The 23809-nt window shown below is 68.2% G+C and carries 20 protein-coding genes; 15 read left to right on the top strand and 5 right to left on the bottom strand.

Going from position 1 to position 23809, the window contains the following annotated elements:
• The first annotated feature begins 403 nt into the window (after positions 1 to 403).
• Together D6850_RS14945 and D6850_RS14940 are read left to right on the top strand one after the other, a co-directional pair.
• Positions 404 to 1132, top strand: coding sequence for a GntR family transcriptional regulator (locus D6850_RS14945; RefSeq protein WP_121168393.1), 729 nt, complete (start codon positions 404 to 406; stop codon positions 1130 to 1132).
• A gap of 158 nt (positions 1133 to 1290) precedes the next feature.
• Entirely contained in the window at positions 1291 to 2253 is a 963-nt protein-coding gene (locus D6850_RS14940) for a dihydrodipicolinate synthase family protein (protein WP_121168391.1), read from the top strand.
• Positions 2254 to 2495: 242 nt separating this feature from the next.
• On the opposite strand, the gene D6850_RS14935 is transcribed toward D6850_RS14940, so the two are convergent.
• Complete coding sequence (locus D6850_RS14935) at positions 2496 to 3524, bottom strand: Ldh family oxidoreductase (RefSeq protein WP_121168389.1); 1029 nt, start codon at positions 3522 to 3524, stop codon at positions 2496 to 2498.
• Between the two features lie 125 nt (positions 3525 to 3649).
• Here D6850_RS14935 and D6850_RS14930 point away from each other — a divergent pair, with 125 nt between their 5' ends.
• On the top strand, positions 3650 to 5170 hold the full coding sequence (locus tag D6850_RS14930) for an aldehyde dehydrogenase (NADP(+)) (RefSeq protein WP_121168387.1): 1521 nt from the start codon (positions 3650 to 3652) through the stop codon (positions 5168 to 5170).
• Between the two features lie 30 nt (positions 5171 to 5200).
• Here D6850_RS14930 and brnA read toward each other — a convergent pair whose 3' ends face one another.
• Positions 5201 to 5605: a type II toxin-antitoxin system BrnA family antitoxin gene (gene brnA / locus D6850_RS19640; protein WP_206019286.1), complete on the bottom strand. Its 405-nt coding sequence runs from the start codon at positions 5603 to 5605 to the stop codon at positions 5201 to 5203.
• A 13-nt stretch (positions 5606 to 5618) separates the two neighbouring features.
• Here brnA and dctP point away from each other — a divergent pair, with 13 nt between their 5' ends.
• The 12 genes from dctP to D6850_RS14865 all read left to right on the top strand — a co-directional run bounded on the left by dctP (position 5619) and on the right by D6850_RS14865 (position 17690).
• Positions 5619 to 6680: a TRAP transporter substrate-binding protein DctP gene (gene dctP / locus D6850_RS14920; RefSeq protein ID WP_121168451.1), complete on the top strand. Its 1062-nt coding sequence runs from the start codon at positions 5619 to 5621 to the stop codon at positions 6678 to 6680.
• Between the two features lie 110 nt (positions 6681 to 6790).
• On the top strand, positions 6791 to 7312 hold the full coding sequence (locus tag D6850_RS14915) for a TRAP transporter small permease subunit (RefSeq protein WP_121168385.1): 522 nt from the start codon (positions 6791 to 6793) through the stop codon (positions 7310 to 7312).
• A gap of 1 nt (position 7313) precedes the next feature.
• Positions 7314 to 8627 (top strand): TRAP transporter large permease, encoded by a 1314-nt coding sequence (locus D6850_RS14910; RefSeq protein WP_121168383.1) that lies wholly within the window; start codon positions 7314 to 7316, stop codon positions 8625 to 8627.
• A gap of 140 nt (positions 8628 to 8767) precedes the next feature.
• Positions 8768 to 9577 carry an ABC transporter substrate-binding protein gene (locus tag D6850_RS14905; protein ID WP_121168381.1) on the top strand — a complete coding sequence of 270 codons (810 nt, stop codon included), beginning with the start codon at positions 8768 to 8770 and terminating at the stop codon, positions 9575 to 9577.
• A gap of 77 nt (positions 9578 to 9654) precedes the next feature.
• Entirely contained in the window at positions 9655 to 10320 is a 666-nt protein-coding gene (locus D6850_RS14900; RefSeq protein WP_121168379.1) for an amino acid ABC transporter permease, read from the top strand.
• A gap of 12 nt (positions 10321 to 10332) precedes the next feature.
• Positions 10333 to 10986 carry an amino acid ABC transporter permease gene (locus D6850_RS14895; protein ID WP_121168377.1) on the top strand — a complete coding sequence of 218 codons (654 nt, stop codon included), beginning with the start codon at positions 10333 to 10335 and terminating at the stop codon, positions 10984 to 10986.
• The gene (locus tag D6850_RS14890) at positions 10979 to 11701 is read left to right on the top strand and encodes an amino acid ABC transporter ATP-binding protein (protein ID WP_121168375.1); all 723 of its coding nucleotides are present in this window, start codon (positions 10979 to 10981) and stop codon (positions 11699 to 11701) included. The genes D6850_RS14895 and D6850_RS14890 overlap by 8 nt, the downstream gene beginning before the upstream one ends.
• Positions 11701 to 12930, top strand: a complete 1230-nt coding sequence (locus D6850_RS14885) for an NAD(P)/FAD-dependent oxidoreductase (protein WP_121168373.1) — start codon at positions 11701 to 11703, stop codon at positions 12928 to 12930. Before D6850_RS14890 ends, D6850_RS14885 begins: the two co-directional genes overlap by 1 nt.
• Entirely contained in the window at positions 12927 to 13931 is a 1005-nt protein-coding gene (locus tag D6850_RS14880; RefSeq protein ID WP_121168371.1) for a 4-hydroxyproline epimerase, read from the top strand. Before D6850_RS14885 ends, D6850_RS14880 begins: the two co-directional genes overlap by 4 nt.
• A gap of 12 nt (positions 13932 to 13943) precedes the next feature.
• Entirely contained in the window at positions 13944 to 15608 is a 1665-nt protein-coding gene (lhpI, locus tag D6850_RS14875) for a cis-3-hydroxy-L-proline dehydratase (RefSeq protein WP_121168369.1), read from the top strand.
• 12 nt (positions 15609 to 15620) lie between these two features.
• A complete protein-coding gene (locus tag D6850_RS14870; protein WP_121168367.1) occupies positions 15621 to 16649 on the top strand; it encodes a trans-3-hydroxy-L-proline dehydratase in 1029 nt (342 codons plus the stop codon).
• Between the two features lie 66 nt (positions 16650 to 16715).
• Positions 16716 to 17690: an endonuclease/exonuclease/phosphatase family protein gene (locus tag D6850_RS14865; RefSeq protein ID WP_121168365.1), complete on the top strand. Its 975-nt coding sequence runs from the start codon at positions 16716 to 16718 to the stop codon at positions 17688 to 17690.
• A 100-nt stretch (positions 17691 to 17790) separates the two neighbouring features.
• Here D6850_RS14865 and D6850_RS14860 read toward each other — a convergent pair whose 3' ends face one another.
• From D6850_RS14860 to D6850_RS14850, 3 genes are read right to left on the bottom strand one after another with little or no spacing between them, the layout of a single operon-like run.
• Positions 17791 to 19797 carry a preprotein translocase subunit SecA gene (locus D6850_RS14860; protein ID WP_121168362.1) on the bottom strand — a complete coding sequence of 669 codons (2007 nt, stop codon included), beginning with the start codon at positions 19795 to 19797 and terminating at the stop codon, positions 17791 to 17793.
• Positions 19790 to 21943, bottom strand: coding sequence for a PqqD family peptide modification chaperone (locus D6850_RS14855; RefSeq protein WP_121168360.1), 2154 nt, complete (start codon positions 21941 to 21943; stop codon positions 19790 to 19792). The genes D6850_RS14860 and D6850_RS14855 overlap by 8 nt, the downstream gene beginning before the upstream one ends.
• A complete protein-coding gene (locus D6850_RS14850; protein WP_121168358.1) occupies positions 21940 to 23802 on the bottom strand; it encodes an HlyD family secretion protein in 1863 nt (620 codons plus the stop codon). Before D6850_RS14850 ends, D6850_RS14855 begins: the two co-directional genes overlap by 4 nt.
• Between the last annotated feature and the right edge of the window lie 7 nt (positions 23803 to 23809).

The following is a 23809-nucleotide window of genomic DNA, read 5'->3' as shown; positions in this document are numbered from 1 at the left end:
AGCGTCTATACCCAATATTAGGTACAACATCGGCGCGCGCAAACTTTTTTCGCCCGGCACGCCGCAGGGGGGCGTGCGCATTCCGGCGATTTTCTTGACAGAGCATGCGAGAGGCGCGTTAACTTTTGGCATAGGTATTTGAATCAACCTGTTCTTACTGCAAACGGTCGACATTTCCGGCAAGAGCGCCGCGTTCCGAGGAATTGGAGCGCGGTGTTTTCACGTTTCGGCGCCCCGCTGGCAGCGACCGGCGCGCATGCGCCCTTGATTGTGACGGGCTGGCTTGTATTTTGGCTGTCGACAACAGGTTGCGCCGCCAACGGCGCAGCGACCGGATGTTGTCGCGTTATCATTGCAGCCTGCCCGTTTCCAGGTGGTCTGTCGCATCGCCCGAGGAGACTTCATGACCGTCCGTTCCCCCGCCAAGGCCAAGGAGACAACCGCCGAGAAGACGAGGGAGCGCAAGCGCGGCTCGGGCGTGCAGTTCGTCTACAACGTGCTGCGCGACGAGATCCTGAACCTCACGCTTGCGCCGGGCAGCCTGATCGACGAGGTCCAGCTGTCTCAGCGCCTCGCCATGTCGCGCACGCCCATCCGCGAGGCGTTGGTGCGGCTGGCGGGCGAAGGGCTGGTCACGACGCTGCCGAACCGGTCGACCGTGGTGACGAATATCGACCTGCTGAACCTGCATGCGTTCTTCGACGCGATCACGCTGATGTATCGCGTGACCACGCGGCTGGCGGCGCAGAATCACCAGGCGGAGGACCTGGAAGCGATCCGCGCGCGCCAGGCCGAATTCGCCCGCGCGGTGACCGACCAGGACGCGTTGGCGATGATCGCCACCAACCGCGAGTTCCACGCCGCCATCGCCGCCGCCGGGCGCAACCCCTATTACGAGAGCCTGTTTCTGCGCTTGCTGGACGAAGGGAGGCGGCTCTTGCGGCTGTATTACCAGTCCTTCGACGACCGGCTGCCGCAAGAATACGTGGTCGAGCACGAGGAGATCATCGCCGCCATCGAGGCGCGCGACATCGACGAATCCGACCGTCTGGCGCGCGCCCATGCGGATCAGATCGTGACCCAGACCCGCGCCATGATCACCGACGACCGCCGGCTCGACATCACGCTCTGAGGCGAGAAGGACGCGGCGGGCCGCCGATCACGGCCGTCCGGAAAATTTTTGTCGACAAGAAAAATACAAATGCTATCCTGCCGATGATTCCAACCGATGACATGGTGTGTCCTGCGGGCGGAACACCCCCGGAACCTGAGTCGCGAAGGAGACCAACAATGACCGACAGCATTTTCTCGGGCACGATTCCCGCCCTGATGACGCCCTGCAAGGCGGACCGCACCCCGGATTTCGACGCGCTGGTGCGCATGGGCAAGGATCTGATCGACGCTGGCATGCGCGCGGTCGTCTATTGCGGCTCGATGGGCGACTGGCCACTGATCACCGATGAGCAGCGCATGGAAGGCGTGGAACGCCTCGTCAAGGCGGGCGTCCCCGTCGTCGTCGGCACCGGCGCAGTTAACACGAAAACCGCCGCCGCGCATGCCGCGCACGCGCAGAAGGTGGGCGCGCACGGCCTGATGGTGATCCCGCGCCTCGTGTCGCGCCTGCCGTCGCACGCCGCGCAGCGCAATCACTTCAAGGCGGTTCTCTCGGCCGCGCCCGACCTGCCGGCGGTGATCTACAACAGCCCCCATTACGGGTTCGAGACCAAGGCCGACCTGTTCTTCGCCCTGCGCTCCGAGCATCCGAACCTCGTCGGGTTCAAGGAATTCGGCGGGGCGGCGGCCCTGCGTTATGCAGCCGAGAACATCACCAGCGGCGAGGATGACGTGATCCTGATGGTCGGCGTCGATACCACCGTTTACCACGGGTTCGTCAACTGCGGCGCGACCGGGTCGATCACCGGCATCGGCAACGTGCTGCCGCGGGAGATCCTGCATCTCGTCGCGCTCTGCGAAGCCGCCGCGAAGGGCGACGCCGAGGCGCGCGCACGCGCCTACGAACTCGACCAGGCGCTTTACGTGCTGGCGTCCTTCGACGAAGAGGCCGACCTCGTACTCTATTACAAGCACATGATGGTGCTGAACGGTCACGAGGAATACAAGCTGCATTTCAACGAAACCGACGAGTTGAACGACCGCCAGAAGGGCTATGCCGAAGCGCAGCTGAAGCTCTTCCGCGAGTGGTATGCCGACTGGAGCAAGCAGCCCGGCGCGGTGCAGAAATACGCCGCCTGACCGGCAGCCCTTGCGAACGAACAGCGCCGGCGCGACGGGGTTCCCCCTGTCGCGCCGGGTTGCATTTGGGCGTGCCCTCGCGACTGGTCGAAGGCGGGAACGCCAATGGCGGACAGGATCGGTTCGAGAAGAAATCGACGAGCATGATGCTCAACGCGAACAGACTACCGCCCGCTACTGCGCCCCGCGCGGCCGCTCCGATGGTGCGAGGCGCGACCCGAGCGGGCCGCGCCTCCCTACAGTCAAACGGCGTTCAGCCCCTCGGCCTTCAGCCGCTCCAGCATCGCCATCTCGTCGGCGTTGAGCGTGACGCCGTCCGCCTGCGCCTTCTTGCGTGCGGCGAAGCGGCGTTGCGACGGCAGGCGCGCGCCCTGGCCGGTGATCGCGTCGAACAGCGTCTCGGCGCGCGCCATGGGATCGCCCGCCCGCCCGGCGGCGAAACGCGCCGGGTCGAAGGCGAGGATCAGTTCGCCGTGGCTCGGCGACAGCGTCGTCATGCCCAGCTTGGCGAGCGATTCAGGGCTGGTCAAATCACCGATCATCACGCCGGCCATCAGTTCGATCATGGCCGAGATTGCCGAACCCTTGTGCCCGCCGAAGGGCAGCATCGCCCCGTCCAGCGCTGCCTGCGGGTCGGTCGTCGGGTTCCCGTCGGCATCCACCGCCCAGCCCTCGGGGAGCTGATCGCCCGCACGGCGGTGCAGCTCGATCTCGCCCCGCGCGGCGACGCTTGTGGCGAAGTCGAACACGTAGGGGTCGTTGCCCGGCCGCGGCCAGCCGAAGGCGAAGGGGTTGGTGCCGAACAGCGCCTCGGTCCCGCCAGTGGGCGCGACGCTGGCATAGCTCGGGCACATCGCCATGCCGACGAGGTTGCGTTCGGTCAGCATCTCGATCTCGGGCCAAAGGGCCGAAAAATGCGTGCAGTCGTTGATCACCATCGCCGCCATTCCGAGCTTTTGCGTCCGTTCCGCCAGCGCCGGCACGCCCATCTCGAACGCCGCGACCGAAAAGCCGCCCTTGGCGTCGACGCGCACGATGGCGGTGTCGTCGGTGGCAACGTCCGGCTCTGCGTCGGGCGAGACCTTGCCCGCCTTGACGGTGCGCAGGCAGCCCTCGATCCGGTAGATGCCATGCGACTTGCAGGCGTCGCGTTCGCCTGCGACGATCACGCGCGCCAGCGCGCCGGCATGGAGCGGGGTCAGCCCGCTGCGCTCAAAGATCTCGCGGACGCGCTCGGTCAGCTCGGAGATTGTGAGTGTGGTTTCGGTCATGAAAAGCCCCTTCTGCGTGGTTGCGTAACTTGCAATCCTGCATACATCTTGTATGCAGACGCGAACGGATGCAAGAGCGCCCCCGCGAAGGGCGCGACCCCAACCGGAGATTTAGGAGAAGCCATATGACTTTTACACCCCACGGCAAACACCTGATCGCGGGCGACTGGGTCGCCGGCGAGTCAAGTTTCGAGTCGTCCCCCGCGAGCGGGCCGGCGCATAGCTACTCGGTCGGCACGCCAGAACTGGTCAACCGCGCGGCCGAGGCGGCCGAAGAGGCGTTCGACGCCTATGCCGCCACCACGCGCGAGAACCGCGCCGCGTTCCTTGACGCCATCGCGGACGAGATCGACGCGCGCGGAGACGCGATTACCGAGATCGGCACGCAGGAAACCGGCCTGCCCGCCGCGCGGCTCGAGGGCGAGCGCGGCCGCACCGCGGGGCAACTGCGTCTGTTCGCCGCGCATATCCGCAAGGGCGACTACCTCGACCACCGGGTCGATCCGGCCCAGCCCGACCGCGCCGTGCCTGGCCCGCGCCCCGAACTGGTGATGGTGCAACGTCCCATCGGCCCGGTCGCGGTGTTCGGCGCGTCGAATTTCCCGCTGGCCTTCTCGGTCGCGGGCGGGGACACGGCGGCTGCGCTGGCGGCGGGCTGCCCGGTCGTGGTCAAGGGTCATTCCGCCCATCCCGGCACCGGCGAGATCGTGGCCGAGGCGATTCATGCCGCGGTCGGGAAATGCGACATGCCCGCTGGCGTGTTTTCCCTGATCCAGGGCGGCGACCGCAAGGTGGGGCAGGCGCTGGTGCAGCATCCGCTCATCAAGGCCGTGGGCTTCACCGGCTCGCTTGCTGGGGGCCGCGCGCTATTCGATCTCTGCGCCCAGCGGGACGAACCGATCCCGTTCTTCGGTGAACTCGGCTCGGTCAACCCGATGTTCGTGCTGCCCAACGCCATCGGCGCGCGCGCCGATGAAATCGGCAAGGGCTGGGCGGGATCGCTGACGATGGGGGCGGGGCAATTCTGCACCAATCCCGGCATCGCCGTGGTCGAGGACGGCCCCGACGCCGACCGCTTCGTCACCGCTGCCGCCGAAGCGCTTGGCGACGTCGGCCCGCAGACCATGCTGACCGACGGCATCGCGCGCGCCTATTGCGATGGGCGCGATCAGATCGCGGCGGACAACAGCGTGCGCGCCGTCACGGTTGCCGAATCAGAAGGCCGCAACGCCGCGCCCGCGCTCTACGAGACGAGCGCGCAGGAATTCCTGTCCAAGCCGGCGCTGCACCGCGAAGTGTTCGGGCCGCTCGGCCTCGTCGTGCGCGCGGCCTCGCCCGCCGAGGTGGAGCGTATCGCGCGCGGCCTCGAAGGGCAGCTGACCGTGACGCTACACATGGACGACGCGGACATGGAGCGCGCCCGCGCCCTGCGCCCGATCCTCGAGCGCAAGGCGGGCCGGGTCCTGGTCAACGGCTTTCCGACGGGGGTCGAGGTGGTCGATTCGATGGTCCACGGCGGACCTTACCCGGCCAGCACCAATTTCGGCGCAACCAGCGTCGGAACGCTCTCGATCCGCCGCTTCCTGCGCCCGGTCTGCTACCAGAACATGCCGGCCGACCTGCTGCCCGAGGGCGCCGCGGCCTGAGCCGGGGCGGCGCTGGAGGATGGGCGCTGCTCATTGCTGGCGCTCAGCAATCCACAGCTTGATGAGCGATTGGCGCGTCACCCCAGGGTGGCGCGCCTTTCTGTCGAGCGCCTCCACCACCCGGAGCAGGGAATCCACGTTGACGCGCATGGGCTGATCGTTCGGGCGGCGGGCGCGGGACCAGGCGGTCGCGTCGCTCACGTCTTCGCCCGCGTCGAACGTCCTGTCGAATTCAGTCGCCTTCTTCCCGGCTTGCCCCCTTTTTCCGGGCGCGGCGCGGGATGATCCGCCAAGCCTCTCGTGTTGAGGCCGAAGACCGGGGCAAATTGACAAGCAATGCTTGCCGGTATTTGTATTTATTTTGTCGACATGGCGAATCTTTTTTCTATACTCCCCTCCACCGCCGCGGCGCGGATGGACCGCGGCAACCATCATGGAGGAGATTGAAATGACATTTTCACTCAGAAGCCTGGCCTGGGCGGGCGCGCTGTCGCTGGCCGCCAGCGGCGCGGTGGCGCAGGACGTGACCTGGCGCGTGCCGACCTCGGTGCCCGAAGGATCGCCCTTTTACGTGAACTTCCTCGAGCGTTTCGCCGACAACGTCAACCTGATGACCGACGGCAAGGTCGAGATCCAGCCGTTCGGCGCCGGCGTTCTCGTGCCCGCGCTGCAAATCTATGACGGCGTGCGCGACGGTATCGTCGAGGCGGGCCATTCGTCGCCCAGCTACCTCGTGAACCAGAACCCGATCAACTCGATCTTCGCCGGCTTCCCCGGCGGCATGGGTCCCGAAGCCTTCATCACCTGGATGTACGAAGAAGGCGGCAAGGAGAAGCTTCAGGAAATCCGCGCCGAAGAAGGCTTCAAGAGCCTCGTCGTCGGCATCGGGTCGTCCGAGATCATGGCGCACTCGAACGTCAAGATCGAATCGGCCGAAGACCTCAAGGGTCTGAAGTACCGCACCTCGGGCCCCTGGGCCGAAGTGATGCGCGACTACTTCGAAGCGGTGCCCACAGTTGTGCCTCCCGGAGAGATCTACACCCTGCTGGAGCGCAAAGGCGTGGACGCGATCGAATGGGCGCCGCCCTCGGCCAACCTGCCCGAAGGCTTCCACGAAGCGGCCCCCTACATCATCATCCCCGGCGTTCACCAGCCGACCTTCCAGTGGGAGGTCGTGATGAAGCAGGAGACGTGGGACGCGCTTGATGATGCGCTCAAGCCCAAGATCGAGGCGGCGGCGGAACTGACCACGCAGCAATCGCTCCTGAACTTCTATGACAATGACATGAAAGCGATGGAAGAACTGCGCAACAGCAAGGCCGAAGTGATCACGCTCGACAAGGAATTCCAGGCCCAACTGGAAGAGGCCGGCGTCGACTGGATCAAGAAGAAGGCCGCTAGCGAGAAGGAAGCGGGCCGGCCCGAAATGGCCGAGATCCTCGAGGGCTACCTCGCCTACAAGGATCGCTGGGCCGCGCAGAGCGATTACCTGATCCGCAACGGTAACTGAGACTGATAGAAAGCGTTTCGCGGGGGCCGACGGTTTTCCGCGAAGCGCGCACCGCATTCCGGTATGATGCCCGCGCAGGTAATCTGCCGAACCGCTTCGGAGGGGCGATCATGAAACGGATATTCCTGGGACTGGCCGACGGTATCTCTCTCGCGTTGGGATATATCGCGCAGGCGATGGTCCTGATCCTGATCGGCTCCATGGTTTACGAAGTGGTGGCGCGCTACGGGTTCGGCGCGCCGACGCTCTGGGCGTTCGACATCGCCTATATGTCGACCGGCGTCCTGTTTGTCCTCGGCGCGGCGCAGACCTTGCGCCAGGACGCGCATGTGCGCATCGACTTCCTGTCCGCCCGCCTCCCCAGGCGCGTGCGCGGCGCGATCGACGGAGTGGCTTTCCTGCTCGTACTCTGCCCGATCTTCGCCTGGATGGCGAGCATCGCGGGACAGCGCGCATGGCGCGCATGGATGATTTCCGAAGTCGAACACGTAAGCCCCTGGGCGCCTCTGATGTGGCCGTTTTATTCCGCGCTGAGCATCGGGCTCGGGGCGCTGGCGCTGCAGCTCGCCGCCGAGGGGCTTCGCGCCTTCCTCGCGCCGCGCGCCGACGACACCTTCAAGATCGAGACCTGACATGCTGACAGCCGGACTGATGTTTCCCGCGCTTTTTGCGCTGATCCTGCTGGGGATCCCGGTGGCCTTCTCACTGACCATCGTGGCCGCGGCGGCCGGGCTCGTCGCCTTTGGCGACGTGGCGTTCAACCAGCTATACGGGTCGTTCTACACGGCCTCGACCAACTATATCCTATCGGCGGTGCCGATGTTCATCCTGATGGGCGCGTTGCTTGAACGCTCGGGCATCGCCGAACGGCTGTTCAAAGTGATGAACATGTGGCTGGGCCGCTTCCCCGGCGGGCTGGCGCTGGCCACCATCGCGATGGGCGCGATCTTTGCCGCCGCCGCGGGCGTTGTCGGCGCGGTCGAGGTGATGATCGGCATGATGGCGATCCCCGCCATGCAGAAGGCGCGCTATGACAACTCGCTCATCGCCGGAACGATCTGCGCGGGCGGCTCGCTCGGGACCACGATCCCGCCCTCGGTGATCGCGGTGATGTATGCGTCGCTGGCGCAGATGTCGGTGGGCAAGCTGCTGGCGGGCATGATGCTGCCCGGCCTGCTGATGGTGGCGCTGTTCCTGATCTACATCGTCATTCACGGCATGCTCTACCCGGTCCCGCCCGACCCTGATGAAACCCCGCCCGAAGAGATCCCGTTGGGCGAGAAGCTGCGCATCACGCTGCTCACCATGGTGCCGGTCTTCGCGCTGATCCTCGCCGTGCTGGGCACGATCCTCGCCGGGATCGCCTCGCCGACCGAGGCGGCCGCGGTGGGCGCGGTGGGCGCGCTGCTGCTGTGCATCGCCAACCGGCGGTTCAGCCTCGGCATCCTGACCGAATCGCTGGCGATCACCGTGCGGATCACGGCGATGATCCTGCTCATCGCAGCCGCGGGCACCATGTTCATGGGGGTCTTCGCCGCGAACGGGGGCGCGCAGCTCATCCGGGGCTTCATCGACGCCTGGGGGCTGGGCACCATCGGCATGGTGGTGTTCTTCCTGCTGGTGGTTTTCGTGCTCGGCTTCGTGCTTGACTGGACGGCGAACATCCTGATCGTGGTGCCGCTCTTCACGCCGTTCATCCGCGCCTCGGGGATCGACCCGGTGTGGTTCGCGACGATGGTGCTGGTGGTGATCCAGACCGGGTATCTCACGCCGCCGATGGCGTCTTCGATCTTCTACCTCAAATCCATTGCGCCGCCCGACATGACCTACGGCCAGATGTGCCGCGGCGTACTGCCCTTCATCGCGCTCCAGATCCTGACACTGCTCTTCATCGTCGCGTTTCCGGCGTTGTCGACATGGCTGCCCGAGCGGATTGTCGGGTTCTGACGGGGCGAAAGAGGGACGGAAAAGTGAGGATTTCGCCAGTATACAACTTGTATCCAGCGTGAAACTGGTGTTGGCTGTTACCGCTCCCGACTCGTCGCCCGAGCGACAGAGCCTGACGGGGGCGCAACAGGGAGAGACCCATGAAATTACGCACCCTCGCCGGCGGTCTGATCGCCGCCACCCTCGTCGCCGGTCCGGCTCTCGCCGACAAGCTCGACGACATCATCGCTTCCGGCACCCTGCGCTGCGCGGTCGTGCTCGACTTTCCTCCGATGGGATCGCGCGACGAGAACAACGAGCCCATCGGCTTTGACGTGGATTACTGCAACGATCTCGCCAAGGCGCTCGGCGTGGAGGCCGAGATCGTCGAGACTCCGTTCCCCGACCGTATCCCGGCGCTGGTTTCGGGCCGCGCGGACGTGGGCGTCGCCTCGACCTCCGACACGCTGGAACGCGCCCGCACCGTGGGCTTCACGATCCCCTATTTCGCTTTCACCTTCAACGTGGTGACGCGCGAGGATACGGGCCTGGACACCTATGAATCGCTGGCCGACCGCACGACGGGCTCGGTCGCCGGCACCTACGAGGCGATCCGCCTCGAGGGCGACATCGAGGAATGGGACAAGGGCGGCAGCTTTCGCCCCTACCAGAGCCAGGCCGACGTTTTCCTCGCGCTTTCTCAGGGCCAGATCGACGCAACGACGGTGACGTCAACCGTCGCCTCATCGATCGTCAAGAGCGGCAAGTACGAGGGCCTCAAGATGGCCGGCGAGGCGCCCTATGACATCGACTATGTCGGGCTGATCGCGCTGCGTAACGAATACGGGCTGCTCAACTACCTCAACCTCTTCGTCAACCAGCAGGTGCGCACCGGCCGCTATGACGAACTCTACGACAAGTGGATCGGGGGCGAGGCGCCCGACCTGACCATCGACCGGGTCTATTACTGAACCCGATGACTGAAGACAGGTCGGAGGGTCATTGATCCTCCGGCCTGACCGGCCCGGTGACGCGCGCGGAGCGAGGCATGTTCAACTACACATTCCAATGGCGACAGGCCTTTCGGGCGCTGCCCGAGATGCTGGAGGGCGCGCTCTACACGATGCAGATCGCCGTCCTGTCGATGATCATCGGCATCGCTATCGCGGTGATCCTCGCCGTCGGGCGCAATTCGTCCTCGCGCTGGCTGCGCGCGCCCGCGACCGCCTGGGTCGAAGTGGCGCGCAACACGCCGGCGCTGTTCCAGATCTACATGGCGCATTTCGGGCTGGGATCATTCGGAATCTATCTCAGTCCCTATGTCGCGCTGCTGGCCGGAATCACCTTCAACAACGCAGGCTACCTGTGCGAGACGTTCCGCGGCGCGCTGCGGGCGATCCCGGACACGCAGATGCGCGCGGGCAGGTCATTGGGCATGGGGCCGGCCAAGGCGTTCCGCCTGATCGTCATGCCGCAGATGTTCCGCATCGCCTTTCTGCCGACAATGAACCAAATGGTCTGGGCGATCCTGATGACGTCGCTCGGGGTGACGGTTGGCATGGCCATCGACCTGACGGGCGTCACGCAGGCGCTGAACGCGCGGACCTTCCGCACCTTCGAGTTCTTCGCGATGGCGGCCATCATCTATTACCTCATCACCAAGGCGGTGATGCTGGCCTCGCGCCTGGTGGCGTGGCGGCTGTTCCGGTATTGAGGGAGCGAGCCGATGTTCGAAACCGATTTCACCTTCAATGACCTGCTGTTCATGCTGCAAGGGGCGGGCGTCACGCTCGCCATCACATTCTTCGCGGTCACCGGCGGAACGCTCATGGGCCTCGCCTTCGGCGTGCTGCGCGCGTCGGTCCGGCCATGGATGACGCTGCCGCTGGTCTTCGTGCTCGACGTGTTCCGCTCGGTCCCGCTGCTGATCCAGCTGATCCTCGCCAACGCCTTCCAGGCGATCGCAGGTTTCGGCATGTCGCCATTCGTCACCTCCTGCATCGTGCTGGCGCTCTATACCTCGGCCTATTGCACGGAGATTGTGCGCGGCGCGATCGACGCGGTGCCGACAGTCACCCGACGCGCCGCGCGGTCGCTGGGGCTGACATGGGGGCAGGACATGACGCAAATCGTGTTCCCGATGGCGCTGCGCGTCGCGCTGCCAAGCTGGATCGGCCTGACATTGGGTGTCATGAAGGACAGCGCGCTGGTGCTCTGGCTCGGCATCTTCGAGCTCTTGAAATCCAGCCAGGTACTGATCACCCGCCTTCAGGAGCCGATGTTCATTCTGCTCATCGCCGGCGGGATTTACTTCATGCTGAGTTTCCCCATCGCCCGGCTTGGCGGGCATCTCGAACGTGGGTGGAAAGAGAATGATTGAGATCGAGAATGTCCATAAATCCTTCGGCGCGCTCAAGGTGCTCAAGGGGATCGACCTGACCGTCGACAAGGGCGAGGTGGTATCGGTGATCGGCGGCTCCGGGTCCGGCAAGTCCACGCTGCTCACCTGCATCAACGGATTGGAACCCATCGATGAGGGCCGCATCCTCGTGGACGGGACCGAGGTGCACGCGCGCTCGACCGACCTCAACAAGCTGCGCCGCAAGATCGGCATCGTGTTCCAGCAGTTCAACGCGTTTCCACATCTCACCGTGCTGGAGAACGTCACGCTGGCCCCGCGCAAGGTCAAGGGCATGGGCCGCAAGGAGGCCGAGGAGATCGCGGTGCGTCAGCTCGAACACGTCGGCCTCGGCGACAAGATCAAGGTCTATCCCTCGCGCCTGTCGGGCGGGCAACAGCAGCGCATGGCGATCGCCCGCGCGCTCGCGATGTCGCCCGACTACATGCTCTTCGACGAGGTGACGTCGGCGCTCGACCCGCAGCTTGTGGGCGAGGTGCTCGACACGCTGAAGTTGCTGGCCGATGGCGGCATGACGATGATCTGCGTCACCCATGAGATGCGTTTCGCGCGCGAGGTTTCGGACCGGGTGGCGTTCTTCGACCAGGGCGTGATGGCCGAGATCGGCCCGCCCGAGCAGATCTTCGGCGAGGCCAAGAACGAGGCCACCCGCAAGTTCCTGTCGAGCGTCCGGTAATGCCCGCCGTCGTCGTCGTCGGCGCCGGCGTCGTGGGCCTGTCCGCCGCGCTCGAGGCGCAGGCGCGCGGGTTGTCCGTGACGGTGATCGACCGCGAGGGACCGGCGGCGGGCGCATCGGCTGGCAACGCCGGGGCCTTCGCCTTTCCCGACATCCTGCCGCTGGCCTCGCCCGGCATTCTGCGGCAGGCGCCGAAATGGCTGCTCGATCCGCTTGGGCCGCTGTCGGTTCCGGTCGCCTACGCGCCGCGCCTCGCGCCCTGGATGTGGCGATTCTGGCGGGCCAGCCGGCCGGCGCAGGTTGAGGCATCGACGCGCGCGCAGACGGCCATGATGCGGCTCGCCGCCGAAACGCTCGATTCGTTCCTGGAACGCGCGGGGCTGGCGAAAATGCTGCGCCGCGAGGGGCAGTTGCAGGTCTACGAAGGGGCGCGCGAGTTCGAGGCGTCGATGCCAGGCTGGGATGCGCGCGCGGCGGAGGGCGTGGAGTTCCGCCACCTCACCGGCGACGAGATCGCCGAGGTGCAGCCCGGCCTCTCGCCGCGCTTCACCCACGCCGCGTTCACGCCGGGCTGGTGCACCATCGACGACCCGAAGGATTACACGCTCGCGCTCGCCGACAAGGTTCGCAGCAATGGCGGCGAAATCGTGATCGCCGAGGCGACGGCGCTGACGCCCGACGGCGTGCGCACCTCCGTCGGTGACCTGAAGGGCCGCGTCGTCCTCGCCGCAGGCGCGCATTCGCATCACTTGGCGCGCACCGCTGGGGTGCGCATTCCGCTGGAAACCGAACGCGGCTACAACACCACGCTGCCCGGCAATGCGTTTGATTTGCGCCAGCACATTACGTTTTCCGCGCATGGTTTCGTCGTCTCGCGCCTTTCTTCGGGGCTGCGCGTCGGCGGTGCCGTGGAACTGGGCGGGCTCGAGCGCCCGCCGAACTTTGCGCGCGCCGACGCGATGCTCAGGAAGGCGCGGGCCTTCCTGCCCGGCCTCGACGCCAGCGGCGGCACGCAATGGATGGGCTTCCGCCCGTCGCTGCCCGACAGCCTGCCGGCCATCGGGACTCTGCCGGGACATGACAACGTGATCTGCGCCTTCGGGCACGGGCATCTCGGCCTCACACAGTCCACCGCCACGGCGCGGATCGTGGCGGACCTGCTGACCGGGCGGACCCCGGAGATCGACATGGCGCCGTTTTCCCCGGCGCGTTTCGCGAGGGCGACATGACACAATACACCTTCCCCTGCATCGACGGTCACACCTGCGGCAATCCCGTGCGCCTTGTCACCGGGGGCGCGCCGATGCTGCGCGGCGCGACCATGCTGGAAAAGCGCGCGCATTTCCTGGCCGAATACGATTGGATCCGCACCGGCCTGATGTTCGAGCCGCGCGGCCACGACCAGATGTCGGGCGCGATCCTCTACCCGCCCACGCGCGACGATTGCGATATTGCCGTGCTCTTCATCGAAACCTCCGGGTGTCTGCCGATGTGCGGTCACGGCGCCATCGGCACCGTCACCATCGCGCTGGAGAACGGGCTGATCCGGCCCGAGACGCCGGGACAGTTGCGCCTTGAGACGCCTGCCGGTCGGGTTGATGTGACCTACGTGCAGGAGGGTCGCTTTGTCGAGGAGGTGCGCCTGACCAACGTGCCCGCCTTTCTCCATTCCGAGGGGCTGACGGTCGAGATCGCAGAGCTGGGCGAGGTGGTCGTCGACGTGGCCTATGGCGGCAATTTTTACGCCATCGTGGAGCCGCAGGAGAACTACCGCGACATGGCCGATTTCTCGGCCTCCCAACTGGTGAACCTCAGCCCGAAATTGCGCGCGGCGCTCAACGCCAAGTACGAGTTCGTCCACCCCGAACACCCGGCGATCCAGGGCCTCAGCCACATCCTGTGGACCGGCGCGCCGATGCACGCCGAGGCGCATGCCCGCAACGCGGTGTTCTACGGCGACAAGGCGATCGACCGCTCTCCCTGCGGCACCGGCACCAGCGCGCGCATGGCGCAGCGCGCCGCCAAGGGGCTGCTGAAGCCGGGCGACAATTTCGTGCACGAATCGATCATCGGCACGCTTTTCAGAGGCCGGGTGGAGGCCGCTGCAGAGGTCGCGGGCCAGCCCGCGATCATCCCCTCCATTTCGGGATGGGCGCGGGTGACGGGGCTCAACACGATCTTCATCGACGATGAGCGCGATCCGCTCGCGCATGGGTTCGTCGTGACCTGACAGGGGGCCGCAATGGCGCACAGCATCGTTCCCGGCGAGGCGCGGGGCAGGGTTCTCGCCTTTTCCGAAGGGCTGAGTTTCTGGGGCGGGGTCGATCCCGCCACCGGGCGCATCATCGACGCGCATCACCCGCTTTGCGGGGAATCGCTGGTTGGGCGGATCTTGGTGATGCCGACCAGCCGGGGGTCCTGCACCGGGTCGGGCGTGCTGCTGGAACTGGCGTTGAACGGCTGCGCCCCCGCCGCGCTGGCGTTTCGCGAGCACGAGGATATCCTGACGCTTGGCGCGCTGATCGCAGGGCGGATGTTCGACCGGCCCCTGCCGGTGCTGCGGCTGGACGGCGCGGCGTATGCCACGCTGTCGAAGGCCGATGAGGTCGAGATCACCGCCACGCATCTCACCGCCGATGGCTGGTCTGCGCCGCTTGCGCCGCCCGCCGATGCGGTCGATCTGGACTACGCGGATCGCGCCATGCTCGACGGGGCGGGCGGCGAGGCGGTGAAACTCGCGATGGAGGTGATCGTCGCGATGGCCGCGTCGCAGGGCGCGCGCGCGCTGACGGACGTGACCCGCGCGCATATCGACGGCTGCATCTACGCGAGCCGCGCGAACCTCACCTTCGCGCGGCGCATGGCCGACATGGGCGCGCGCGTGGCGGTGCCCACGACGATGAACGCGATTTCCGTGGATCACGCGAACTGGCGCGCGCAGGGGGTGCCGCCCGATTTCGGCGGCCCCGCGCAGCGCCTCGCCGACGCCTATGTCGAGATGGGCGCGCGCCCCAGCTTTACCTGCGCGCCCTACCTGCTGGACGACGCGCCGGGGCAGGGCGAGAATATCGGCTGGTCGGAATCCAACGCCGTAATCTACGCTAATTCCGTGCTGGGCGCGCGTACGGTCAAGCATCCCGATTTCCTCGACCTCTTCATCGCGCTCGCGGGACGCGCGCCATTGTCAGGCGTCTACCTCGACGCCGACCGCGCCGCGCGCCGGGTGATCCATGTGGACGCGCCGACAGGGGCCGACGACGCGCTCTGGCCGCTCCTTGGCTGGCTGGCGGGGCGGATCGCGCCGGACCGCATCCCGCTACTGACCGGGCTGGAGGACGCCGCGCCGTCCGAGGACGACCTCAAGGCGCTCTGCGCCGCCTTCGGCACCACCTCGGCCGCGCCGATGCTTCATGTCGCAGGCGTGACGCCCGAGGCGGAGAACGTGGCGACAGACGCGGATACCGCGCGGATCACGCGCGCCGATCTGATCGCCGCCTGGGAGCAGTTCAACGCCGGCGCCGACACCGTCGATCTGGTCGCCATCGGCAGCCCGCACGCCTCGCTCGCCGAATGCCGCGCCTTCGCCGACGCGCTCGGCGACCGCGCCGTGGGCGCCGCAACCATCGTCACGCTGGGCCGCGACGTGCTGAGCGCCGCGGCCGACGATGGCAGCATCGCCCGCCTGGAGGCGGCGGGCGTGCAGGTCATTCCCGACCTCTGCTGGTGCTCGATCTCCGAGCCGGTCTTTCCGCCCGACGCGCGGGTGCTGATGACCAACTCGGGCAAATACGCCCATTACGCGCCGGGCCTGTCGGGCCGCGCCGTGCGCTTCGGCAGCATGGCCGACTGCGCCGAGACGGCGGTGACGGGCCGCGCGCGCGATGGCTTGCCCCAATGGCTGACCTGAAAGGACACTCTCATGCGTAGCTCGAAAATCGTCCACGTGATTTCCGCCCATGCCGAGGGCGAGGTCGGCGATGTCATCGTCGGCGGCGTCGCCCCGCCCCCCGGCGACACGATCTGGGAGCAATCCCGCTGGATCGCGCGGGACGAGACCCTGCGCAACTTCGTGCTGAACGAACCTCGCGGCGGGGTGTTCCGGCACGTCAACCTTCTGGTGCCGCCGAAACACCCCGACGCCGACGCGGCCTTCATCATCATGGAGCCCGCCGACACCCCGCCGATGTCGGGCTCGAACTCGATCTGCGTCTCGACCGTGCTGCTCGACGCCGGGATCGTGCCGATGCAGGAACCGGTGACCGAGATGTTGCTCGAGTCGCCCGGCGGGCTGGTCAAGGTGCGCGCCGAATGCCGCGACGGCAAGGCGGAGCGCATCTTCGTGCAGAACCTGCCCAGCTTCGCGGCAAAGCTCGACGCGAAACTCGAGGTCGAGGGGCTGGGCACGCTCACCGTCGATACCGCCTATGGCGGGGACAGCTTCGTCTTTGTCGATGCCGAGGCGCTGGGATTTTCGCTGAAGGAGGACGAGGCGCACGACCTCGCGCGGACGGGAATGAAGATCACCGCCGCCGCGAACGAGGCTCTGGGCTTTCACCACCCGGACAATCCCGATTGGAAACATATCTCCTTCACCCTCTTCGCCGGGCCGCTGCAGCGCGATGGCAACGATCTGCGCGCCGGCGCCGCCGTCGCAGTACGTCCCGGCAAGGTGGACCGCTCGCCCACTGGCACAGCACTTTGCGCGCGCATGGCGGTAATGGCGGCGCGCGGACAAATGACGGCGCAGGATCGCTTTACCGCCGTGTCTGTGATCGGATCGGAATTCACCGGGCGCATCGTCGGCGAGACGACGGTGGGCGACAAACCGGCGATCCATCCCGAACTGTCGGGGCGCGGCTGGATTACGGGCGTGCATCAGCATATGCTTGACCCCGCCGACCCCTGGCCCGAAGGGTATCGCCTTTCGGATACGTGGGGCGCGCGATAGGACGCAACCAATCGCGCCCTCGCGCGTTAGGACGCGACCGTTTAAACCGGAGGAAGACCTGACTGCATGCTGAGCGCGCTGATCTGGATCCTGGCGGCCGGAGTCTTCGTGACGACCGCGCTGCCGCTTACCAACAGTGTGCATTGGTGGATTCGCATGTGGGAATTCCCGCGCCTGCACATCGCCGCCGTGGCGCTGGCGCTCATCCTGCTGGCGCTGCCGGTCGAGGCGCCGTTCAAGCCCCTGCTGCTGGCGGGCCTGCTGCTCTGCCTCGTCTACCAGGTCGCGCAGATATATCCCTACCTGCCCTTCGCCCCGCGCGAGGTGGAATTGATCCGCAACAGCACGCGCGACGCGCGCGTGTGCCTGCTCGCCGCGAACGTGCAGATGGAGAACCGCCGGCACGCCGACCTGGCCCGCATCATAGACCGTGAGGATCCCGATGTTCTGCTCCTGATGGAAACCGACGCCGCGTGGGACCGCGGGCTCAGTCCGGTGCTCGACCGGTACGCGACGGTGCGCAGGAAGGTGACGGATGACTATTACGGCATGATCTTCGCCACCCGCCTGCCCGTGGACAGCGTCGAATGGATGTATCCGAGCGACGACGACACCCCCGCGATCAAGGCCGTGCTGCGCGAACCCGGCGGCAGCGCCTTCAATTTCATCGGCCTGCATCCGCGCCCGCCCGTCCCCGGCAACGACACCAAGGCGCGCGACGAACAGATCAGGCGCGCCGCCGAGATGACGTCCTCGGCTGATCGGCCCACCGCCTGCATGGGCGATTTCAACGATGTCGCCTGGTCCTGGACGACGCGACGCTTCAAGCGCTACGGCAGCTTTGCCGAGCCGCGGGTCGGACGCGGCATGGTGTCGAGCTTCCACGCCGATTACCGGCTCCTGCGCCTGCCCATCGACCAGTTCTTTCTGACGCCCAATATCGGCCTCGTGTCCTTTGAGCGGCTGGAGGATTTCGGCTCGGATCATTTTCCGCTCAAGGCGACGATCACCTTTGAGAAGGCCGCTGACGCCCGAGATTGAGGCGGTAGGCGCCCGGCGGCAGGCCGGCGAACGAGTATCCCCGGAACATTGAAAGCGAGGCCGTGGCCCGGCGCGGCAAGGCCGCAGGATCGTATCGCGGTCAGATGTTGTCCGGGCGAAACCCGAGCGCCTTCTCCTGCTTGCGGGCGCGGCGGACGGTGTCGGCGCGGCGGCGGCGGCCGCGGCGTTCGGCGCGGGCCTGCGCGAGGTTGCGCAGCAATTCGGCGAGCGGCCCCGGCAGGCGGCCTGGCCAGCGCGCCGAAAGGGCGCCGAGCGCGCGGGTCATGCCCGGCGCCATGTCGGCGAAAAGCGCATCCTCGAGCGAGACATGCGCCGCCGCCGAGCCGCGCTGGCCCTGCCGCCCGGTGCGCCCGATCAACTGGCGATCGATGCGCGAGGAGCCGTGGAACTCGGTCACGATGACATGCAGCCCGCCGAGCGCCTCGACCTCGGCGCTCACCGGGATGTCGGTGCCGCGTCCGGCCATGTTGGTGGCCACGGTGATGCGTCCCGCCTCGCCCGCCTGGGCGACGATGGCGGCCTCGTCCGCGTCCTGACGGGCGTTGAGCACCGTGGGTTCCGCCCCGGCGGCGCGCAGGCGGGCGGCGATCTCCTCGGAGGCGGCGACCGAGCGGGTGCCGATCAGCACCGGGCGCCCCCGGGCGGCGACGCGCCGCGCCTCGCGCGCGACGGCGGCCCAGCGGGCGTCTGAGCGCCCATAGAGCCGGGTGCGCGCCATGCGACGGCGTATGGGGCGATGCGTCGGCAGGCGCAGCACGCTGCGCCCGTGGCTCAGGCGCAGTTCGCGCGCCACCTCTGACGCGGTGCCGGTCATGCCGGCGAACCACAGGTAGCGGGCGAAAAACGTCTGGTAGGTGATCTGCGCCAGCGTTTCGCGCGTGCCCGATCGGTCCACCCGTTCCTTGGCCTCGATCATCTGGTGCAGCCCGCTTTGCCACTGCCGGTCGGCCATGACGCGGCCGGTGAACTCATCCACGATGGCGAGCCCGTCATCGGTGAGGATGTAATGTTCGTCCCGGAGATAGAGATGCAGCGCCGAGAGTGCATGCACCAGCGCCTCGCGCCGCGCGGGTTCGGGGATCAGCGCGGGCACGGGCGGCGCGAGACCCGCCAGCACGTCGGCGGCGGGCGGCAGCAGGCGAACGCTGCGCGCGCGGCGGTCCAGCCGGTAATGCACGCCCTCCTCGAGCGTGGCGGCGAGCGCCAGCATTACCTCGTCCGCCGCGCGGGCCGCATCGCCGCCGGGCCGTTCGGCGGTGATGATGAGCGGCGTCTGCGCCTCATCGATGAGGATGCTGTCAACCTCGTCAATCACCGCGAAACCGAGGCCGCGCGTCAGGATCCGCGCCGCGTCGCGCCCGCCGTCGCGGCCCAGCATCCGCCGCGCGATGGTCGCCAGCGCGGTGCGGTCGCGCCCGGTCGCCAGCCGGTCGCGCAGGTAGTCGAAGGCGACGTCGGAATTCGTGGTGAACACCACGTCCGAGGCATGGATGGCCGGGCGCAGGTGGTGCTCCGTGTCCTCGGTGATGACGCCGTGGGTCAGCCCAAGAGCCCCGAGCACCGGGGCGAGCGTTTCGGCGTCCCGCGCGGCGAGGTACTTGTTGACGGTAATGACATGCACCGGCGTCCCGGTCAGCGCGACCAGCACGGCGGGAATGAGCGTGGTGATCGTCTTCCCCTCGCCGGTGGCCATCTCGACGATCCGCCCGCGCGCAAGCGCCAGTCCGCCGGTGATCTGCACCGGATGGTGGCGCATCCCGAGCTTGCGATGCGTCATCTCGCGCACGCCCGCCGCCGCGATGCGCAACGGTTCGCCGCGCAGCCCGCAGGCGAGCAGGAGCGGCGCCTGCGCCCGCACCTCCGCGGCCAGCGCCGCATCGTCGAGCGCGGCGAGGCGGCGGGCGATGCGCAGCACCGCGCGGGTTTCATACCAGCCGCGCGGCCCCGGCGGGCGGGTCGCGCGGCGCAGGTAGGAAAGCGCGGTCAGCACCACCTCGTCCGAGCGCCGGGGCGCGCGTGGGCGGCGCTCGACCTCGGCGGTGTCGGCGCGCTCCGGAGTGCGCCAGGGTCGGGCGGCGTCAGACATCGAAAGCCCGCAGGAAGAGCGCCCGCACCGCCCGCGCGGCGCGCGCCGCGAGCGGTTTGGGCGCGAAGCTCAGCCGCACATGCGCACGCATTCCGTAGGCGGGGCGCACGCCCTCCGGCAGCCCGAGATCGAACTGGAAAAGCCGCGTCGCGCTGCGCAGCGGCCCGCCGCTCTGTGTGGGCACGGTGGCGAATGGCCCGCCACCATCGAGCGCAAGCACCGGCGAGGGCAGCGCATCGCCCCCCGCCGGCACCACGCGCAGCACGCGCGTGGCCAGCGCCCGGCCGGGCGCCGCGGCGAGGCGCAGCTCGACCCCGCGCAATTCGCGCTGCATCACGGCGGCGAGCGATTGCGGCATCGCCACGCGGACCACCGGATCGCTTTCGGGCAGCACCTGCCCGATCACGTCCCCGCGCGCGACGAACCGCCCCGCAAGCCCACTCGCGGCGGGCAGGTTGAGCGTGCCAGGCAGCGTCGCGGCGACCTCCAGCTCGGCCAGCCTCGCGGTCGCGTCGTCGCGCGCGGCGCGCGCCTCGGCCACGCGGGCGCGAACCTGTGCGGCATCTGCGCGCCCCGCCGCGCGGGCGGCGGCGTATTGCGCCTGCGCCTTCTCCAGCCGCGCCGCGCGCTCCCGCGCCTCGGCCTCGAGCCCGGGCGCGGAGAGCGTGACAAGCGGCGCGCCGGGCGCCACCCGCGCACCATGGGTCGCATGAAGGGACGCGATCCGCGCCGCGACCGGCGCGCGCAGGATCGCCTCTTCGGGCAGCCACACGACCCCCTGCACCACCGCGTGATGCGGCAGCGGCATCGCGAAGACCAGCGCGCCCGCCGCCAGCGCCGTCGCCCCCGCCCCCAACACGGCGCGCCCGCCCGCGCGGCGTATGCGCGGATCGGTCAGTCCCTTGTGCGCGGTTTTGAGGATCGGCCAGGCCAGCATCATCGCCAGCGACCAGATCGCCAGCAGCACCCCGACGATGCGATAGGTCGTCGCCACGAAGAGCGCGATCGTGACCGAGATGAAGATGCGGTAGGCAAAGGCGGCCGGCGGGTAGAGTGCGAACCACAGCTTCTCCCAGCCGCTCGGCTGCATCCGGGTGCGCGCGCGCTCGCCTGTGCCGAGGATGTGCACGCGCGCGATCTCACCCCACCATTCGTTGCCGCGCTTGGAAAGGTTCGGGATCTCGATCACGTCGCACAGGACGTGGTAGCCGTCGAATTTCAGCAGGGGGTTGCCGTTCACCGCCAGCGTGCTCAGCCCCGAGATGACCATAGTGTTGAACATCAGCGTGCGCACCGTCCCCGGCTCGGCCAGGGTCCAGACGAAGAAGGCGAGCGCGGCGATCACCAGTTCCACGACGACGCCCGCCCCCGCCACCGCCGCGCGGTCCCACTTGTTCGGGAACGACAGCGATGCCGACGCCTCGACGTAGGGAATCGGGTAGAAGGCGATGAACATCAGCCCCATTTCGTGCACCTCGCCTCCGCGCGACCGCACGGCGACGCCATGGCCGATTTCGTGCAGCGCCTTCACGACGGGGTAGATCAGCGCGATCAGCGCGAGGTTTTCCAGATCGAGGAACCCCTCCAGCCCCCTCTGGCGAAGTGCGGCCCAGTGCAGCGGCAGCACGATCAGCGCCGCCGCGATCAAAGCCAGCGCCGAGAGCCACCAGAGCGCGCGTGGGACAACCCCCATCGCGCGGCTCAGCACGATCAGGAAGCGGTCCGGATCGAACAGCGGAACGGTTGCGGAAAGCGGGTTCAGCAGCAGCTTCTTCCACTTCTGCGCGCGGTCCTTGTCGCGCCGCTCCAGCAGGTCGTCGAGCAGCGGGGTTTCGGCATTGTCCAGCAGATCCGACTGGTGCAGTTGCGACAGCAGGCGCACGATCTCGTCCTGCGTCGGCGCGTCCTCGGCCAGTCGCTCCTGCAGGTCCTGCCAGATCGATTCAACGTCGCGCCGCCCGTCGAGCCGCCCGGCCACCTCCTGCGCCGCCGGGGTCAGACGATGCACCTTGATCCCGGTCGCGTCGGTCAGGACATACCACGGCTGGCCAAGGTAGATATGCCGGATCACCCGCACGTCGCGGCGCAGGCGCGGTTTCGCGGCGCTGATGCGATACCAGTCGGTGGAACGGTGCGCGTCGCTCATGGCAGCCACCGCCAGAGCAGGAGGCGCGCGCGCACCAGCGTGCCGCGCAGCCAGGCGTGGGCGAGCGTGGTCTCGCCCGCCGCGATCTTGGCGATACCCTCGAGACCGGGGCGCAATCCGGGGGGCGGCGCGCTTACCGTGGCGTCGACGCGAAAGCGGTTCTCGCCCTCGCCGGGGTCCGACACGGCGGCGATGGATTCCACCCGGAAGGGCACCGGCGTATCCGGCAGTCCGGCCAGCACCGCGCGGCCCTCCTGCCCCGGCGCCACCAGCCCGAGGTCATATTCGCTCACGTCGATGCGCAGACGCCAGCCGTCCGTCGCGGCCACCTCGAACAGCGTATCGCCCCGCGCAACCGGCGCGCCGATGCGCTGGCTGAGGTCGCCTGACACGATCAGCCCGTCGATGGGCGCGGTCACGGTCAGCCGGTCGAGCCGCGCAGCGGCCAGATCGGCGGCGGCGCGCGCCTCGGCCAGGTCGGCATTGGCGATGGCGGCGGCGGCGCGGTCGCCCTCGGCCAGCGCCTCGCGCAGCGACTGGCGCGCTTCCGCGATGCGCGCCTCGGCCGCCGCGGCCTCGAGCGCGAGATCCCGGCTGTCGAGCCGGGCGAGCACGTCGCCCGTGCGCACCTCCTGCCCCGCCCGCGCCGGCGCTTCGGCGAGGAAGCCATCGACCGGCGCAACGGCGGCCTGCTGCTGCGCCCCCTCGACGGACGCGTCGGCGCGCACGCGCAATTCTGCCGTGATCACGAAGGGCAGCGCCAGCGCCAGCGCGGCGACGATCGCCGCCAGCGTGATCGCAGGCCGCCGCCCGAAAACGGCGCTCAATCCGCGTCCCGCCCAGTCGCGCAGCCGCCCCGAAATCAGGCGCCGCTCATCGTATTTCGCCTTGAGCAGCGGGGCCAGCGCCGCCGCGACCAGTTGCAGCTCATCCGCCGTTCCCTCGGCCAGCGCGACCGCCGCGTCGCCCTCGCGTCCACGCTCGAGCAGCAGCACGCCCACCGGCTGCCCGCGCACCGTCAGCGGCGCGGAGATCAGCGCCCCGGCGCCAAGCATCCGCCCGAGCGCGCGATGCGCCGCGTCGATCATCTGCCGCCCGTCCTGCGGGGCGGGCCATGTCACCGGTTCGCCCTGGGCGAGCGCCTCGTCCATCGCGGCCTCAAATGCGGCAACGCGCTCGGACTTTCGCCCGAAAGCGGCGACGCGGCTCAGCGCCTCGAACCGCACGCGCCCGCGCCGCAGCATCCCGAGCGCGGCGAGGTCGAACCCGGTAAGGCCCGGGATCGCGTTGACCAGCGCCAGCGCCGCCCCGTCAAAGCGTTCATGCGCGTCGCAGGCCGCCAGAAGCCCGGTCACGAGCTGGGCGCTGCTTGCCTGCCTGCGCCCAAGCGCGGCCTGCCCCTGCATCAGCCGCGCCTCGATCCAGCCGCAGGACCAGTGCAACTCGCGCATGAGCGCGCGCATGGTCGCGCCGTCCGGGTGGGTCGCCAGCGCCAGCACCAGCACGCCCTGCACCGTCCCGCCGCTGTCGATGGGATAACCCAGCAGCGTGTCCTCCTCGCCGCGCTGCAACAGCGGTTCGGGCTTGCGCAACAGCGCCTCGGCCAGCGTGACGAAACGCTCGGTCTCAGCCTCCGCGACCTGCCAGCGCGCCGCCACGCCCAGCCGCCCGCCATCGCCGCGCAGGAACAGCACCCCGGCCCGCGCCGAACCGATCCGTTCGCAGGCAATGGCGAGCCAGCCGGAGAGGAACGCCGCCCCGTCGTCGGGGTCGAGGAACGCGCGCCACGGGTCGGCCGGGGCCGGCGCCTCGCCAACCTCCGGCGCGGGGGTGTCCCGCGTTATGGGGCGGTTTTCCAAATCGGGG

Origin of the sequence: Roseovarius spongiae (genome assembly GCF_003651245.1) — a bacterium.
In the GTDB taxonomy this organism is placed as follows: domain Bacteria; phylum Pseudomonadota; class Alphaproteobacteria; order Rhodobacterales; family Rhodobacteraceae; genus Roseovarius; species Roseovarius spongiae.
The sequence above is the reverse complement of the archived record's forward strand: the minus strand, read 5'-3'. Positions and strand labels throughout refer to the sequence as shown.